The following is a 3088-nucleotide window of genomic DNA, read 5'->3' as shown; positions in this document are numbered from 1 at the left end:
GATCGAGCATTCCGCCCGCCGGCCGGTGGCGTCCATCAACTTCGTCACCGCCCACGACGGCTTCACCATCCGCGACCTCGTCTCCTACAACGACAAGCACAACGAGGCCAACGGCGAAGGCAACAACGACGGCGAATCCCACAACCGCTCCTGGAACTGCGGAGTCGAGGGCCCCACTGATGACCCCAAGGTCAACGCACTGCGCGTCCGTCAGCAGCGCAACTACATCGCCACGCTCCTGCTCTCGCAGGGTGTGCCGATGCTGCTGCACGGCGATGAGCTGGGCCGCACCCAGGAAGGCAACAACAACACCTACTGCCAGGACTCCGAGCTCAGCTGGGTGCACTGGGACAAGGTGGACCAGCCCCTGCTCGAATTCACGGCCGCGGTGAACCGGCTCCGCTCCGAGCACCCGACGTTCCGCCGCCGCCGCTTCTTCGACGGACGCCCCGTGCGTCGCGGCGAGGGAGAGGTGCTGCCCGACATCGTGTGGCTCGACACGTCGGGTGAGCTGATGGCGCCCGAGGACTGGGACAGCGGGTTCGGCCGCTCGATCGGCGTGTTCCTCAACGGCCAGGGCATTCGCGGACGCGACGCCCGGGGCCAGCGCATCACCGACGCCAACTTCCTCATGTACTTCAACGCGCATGATGAAGCCGTCGACTTCACCATTCCCTCCGAGGAATACGGACCGTCCTGGGACGAGGTCATCGACACCGCCGGGAAGTTCGCCGACAGTGCTGCGATCCCTGCGGGCAGGACCATCGCCGTCGAGGGCAAATCGATGGTGGTCCTGCGCGCCCACTCCGAAGCCGAGGATCTCGATCACTCGGTGGCGGCGTCGCTGGCCATCCTCGCCAACGAGGTCACGGCGAAGACCGGCACCGCCTAACCATCCCTGCACCCCAGTTCCCCAGGAGGACATGCGTGAAGACACCAAAATCGACCTACCGGCTGCAGATCCGGAACGAATTCGATCTGCGGGAAGCCGCGGCCCTGGTGCCGTACCTGCATGACCTCGGGGTGGACTGGGTGTACCTGTCGCCCATCCTGACCGCGGAGGAGGGGTCCGGCCACGGCTACGACGTGACCGACCCCTCCACCGTGGACCCCGCACGCGGCGGCCGCGAAGCCCTCATCGAGCTGAGCACCGCCGCCCGCGGGGCGGGGCTGGGGGTGCTGGTGGACATCGTGCCCAACCACATGGGCATCGAGACGCCGGCCCGCAACGCCTGGTGGTGGCAGCTCCTGAAGGAGGGCCGCGGATCCCGGATGGCCGAAGCGTTCGACGTCGACTGGGACGCCGCGGGCGGGCGGATCCGCATCCCCGTGCTGGGCGACGGACCGGAGGAGGAAGCCGCACTCGAGGTGGTGGACGGAGAGCTCCGCTACTACGACAACCGCTATCCCATTGCGGAGGGCACGTTCCGACCGGGCGATTCTGCCGCCGACGTGCACGCGCAGCAGCACTACGAACTCGTGAACTGGCGCCGCGCCGACAGCGAGCTCAACTACCGGCGCTTCTTCGGCGTCAACACCCTCGCAGGCCTCCGCGTGGAGGTTCCGTGGGTGTTCGAGGAGAGCCACAGCCAGGTGCGGAGCTGGTTCGACGACGGACTCGTGGACGGCCTGCGCATCGACCACCCCGACGGCCTCGCCGACCCGGTGGGTTACCTCGAGGATCTCCGCGAGCTGACCGGCGGCGCCTACGTCCTGGTCGAGAAGATCCTCGAGCCGGGCGAGGAGCTCCCGGGAAACTGGGCCTGTGAAGGGACCACCGGCTACGACGCGCTCGCCGACGTCGACCGCCTGCTCACCGACCCCGCGGGCGAACACGAGCTCACGGCGCTGGTGCCCGTGGAGCCGTTCCACGAGATGATCCACGGAACCAAGCGGGGCATCGCGGACGGCATCCTGCACGCCGAAGTACTTCGCCTGGCCCGGCTCGTGCCGGAGAGCGCAGGCCTCGACCCCGAAGCGGCGGCAGATGCCCTCGCCGAGCTCCTGACCTGCTTCCCCGTCTACCGGAGCTACCTGCCCGAGGGCGCCGACTACCTCGCCGACGCCGTGCGGGACGCCCAGGTGCGGCGTCCTGACCTCGGTGCCACCCTCGAGGCCCTCCACCCGCTGCTCAACCCGTTCCTCGAGGGAGCGCCGGACGCCGAGCTGAATGCGCTGGCCCGGCGCTTCCAGCAGACCTCCGGCATGGTGATGGCCAAGGGCGTGGAGGACACCGCGTTCTACCGGTACACCCGGCTGGTCTCGCTCAACGAGGTGGGAGCCGACCCGGCGATCTTCGCCGTCGACCCCCTCGAGATGCACCGCCGCCTCCTGGAGCGGGAGACCAGCAACCCGCTGTCCATGACCACCCTGAGCACCCACGACACCAAGCGCAGCGAGGACACCCGCGCCCGGATCGCGGTGCTCTCCGAGATGCCGGGAGACTGGGCGGAGCTCCTCGCGGAACTGGAGGCCCTCGCACCCGTGTCCGACGCCTCCTTCGCGCCGCTGATGTGGCAGTCCCTGATCGGTGCCTGGCCGCTGAGCCGCGAGCGTGCCCACGCCTACGTGGAGAAAGCCTCCCGGGAAGCGGATCTCAGCACGCACTGGACCGCGCCGGCCGAGGAGTTCGAAGCGGCGATGCACAGCGCAGTGGACGCCGCGTTCGACGACGCCCGCGTTCACGAGCTGGTCGACTCGATGTCCCGGCGCCTTCAGGGTCACGGCTGGTCCAACTCGATCGCGGCCAAACTGCTGCAGCTCACCATGCCCGGGGTTCCTGACGTGTACCAGGGGACCGAGTTCTGGGACTTCTCCCTCGTCGACCCGGACAACCGCCGCGAGGTGGACTACGCGGCGCGCCGGCAGGCCCTGACGGACCTCAACTTCGGGGCGATCCCCGCCGTGGGCGAGGATGCCGCGGCGAAACTGCTGGTCGTGTCCCGGGCACTGAAGCTGCGCCGCGACCGGTCCGAACTCTTCTCCGGCTACTCGGCGGTGCAGGCGGCGGGAACGGCCGCGGACCACGTCTTCGCGTTCAATCGGGGCGGCGTCGTCGTGCTGGTGACCCGCCTGCCGTACGGGCTCG

1 protein-coding gene and 1 pseudogene are annotated in these 3088 nt (G+C 69.0%); both read left to right on the top strand.

Annotation, left to right across the window (positions count from 1 at the left end; genetic code table 11):
• A pseudogene (locus Y704_RS21640) lies at positions 1 to 892 on the top strand (glycogen debranching enzyme); the annotation flags it as partial.
• A gap of 35 nt (positions 893 to 927) precedes the next feature.
• Positions 928 to 3088 (top strand): malto-oligosyltrehalose synthase (gene treY / locus Y704_RS21635; protein ID WP_035772903.1); only part of this gene is annotated, 2161 nt, incomplete at its 3' end.

The sequence above is a fragment of the Arthrobacter sp. Br18 genome (genome assembly GCF_000520555.1).
Taxonomy (GTDB): Bacteria; Actinomycetota; Actinomycetes; order Actinomycetales; family Micrococcaceae; genus Arthrobacter_D.
Note: the sequence above shows the minus strand (reverse complement) of the source record. Positions and strands in the feature narration are given on the sequence as shown.